This window comes from Candidatus Obscuribacterales bacterium (assembly GCA_036703605.1).
Taxonomy (GTDB): Bacteria; Cyanobacteriota; Cyanobacteriia; order RECH01; family RECH01; genus RECH01.
The window spans coordinates 1-1040 of the sequence record DATNRH010000707.1; the positions used below are offsets into that span (position 1 = coordinate 1).

The following is a 1040-nucleotide window of genomic DNA, read 5'->3' on the forward strand; positions in this document are numbered from 1 at the left end:
TGGATAGATCGGCCTGGGTCCAGTCTCGCTCGGCCCGTAATACCTTGAGTCGATTGTTCATCGGTATCTCCTTTGGTTCAGGAAGGTACTGAGGAGGTAGCTGAGTGCGATAGCCATCACAAGGTAAGAGATCTGTGGCTCGGAAGTGAGCACCTTGGCGGTGTAGAGCATCTCATAAGCCAGTCCCCCGATTACCCCTACACCCAGGGCTAGTCCCATAGCTTCCAAATGGATCTTCTGCATGAGTTCGTCCTGCGACTTCAGGTGACGAATGTTGGCGAGTATCATGCTCACACCCATAGCCGTGCTAAGGAGGATCCCGATGATGGTGAGTACCGTCTGCCCTTCCCAGACTAAGATGGGGCCAAAGGTGGCGATGGCCATGGTGATTAACCAGGCGCCGGTCCAGCCGGCTAGTTGTTTGGTTCGGGTAGCTTGAGTCACTTTCCCACTTTCTTTCATTGCGTTGGTTTGTTTCATAAGTCTATGTTGTTTGTCTTTATGTAAAGTTTGCTTTACAATAATAGAACAGTTTAAAACAAATGTCAAGGGTGCTTTACAAATTTAGGGGATATGGGGATACGGCAGGGTTCAATGATCAATGATCAATGATCAATGATCAATGATCGATTATCAATGGGCAATGGACAAATCAGGCTTTGATCATTCTTAATTCCCACCTGCACCTCTGCCAGCTGGCAGTTTCGGTGGGCAGGCTTAATTGTTAATTGTTCTTTGCTCATTGTTTCTTCCCGGTAAAGAGTAGTTCTGTGCGTTTCATGAGGACGGTAGTTGCCTGGCCGGTGCTGTCGACCTGGAAGCTATAGGGTCGAAAGCTATTGGTGTTATAGTACTCGGTATCGTTGAGGGGGCTTATGGTAAACCATCCATCCTCGGCGAAATCGTTATCTATCTGAGCCATATTAGCCTGCAGCTTCCCTTCCCTGATCTCTACTTTCATTCGATCGGTTCCCGGGAAGTCCACGCTATACACTCCTTCCAATCCGGCAGCCGCTTCCTCGTTCAGCAGGAAGGGCTTG

2 protein-coding genes are annotated in these 1040 nt (G+C 48.9%); both read right to left on the bottom strand.

Annotated features, from left to right (window positions below):
* Nucleotides 1-57: 57 nt before the first annotated feature.
* The gene (locus V6D20_14865; protein ID HEY9817062.1) at nucleotides 58-549 is read right to left on the bottom strand and encodes a hypothetical protein; all 492 of its coding nucleotides are present in this window, start codon (nucleotides 547-549) and stop codon (nucleotides 58-60) included.
* Nucleotides 550-739: 190 nt separating this feature from the next.
* Nucleotides 740-1040: hypothetical protein (locus tag V6D20_14870; protein HEY9817063.1), on the bottom strand; the 301-nt coding region annotated here is incomplete at its 5' end.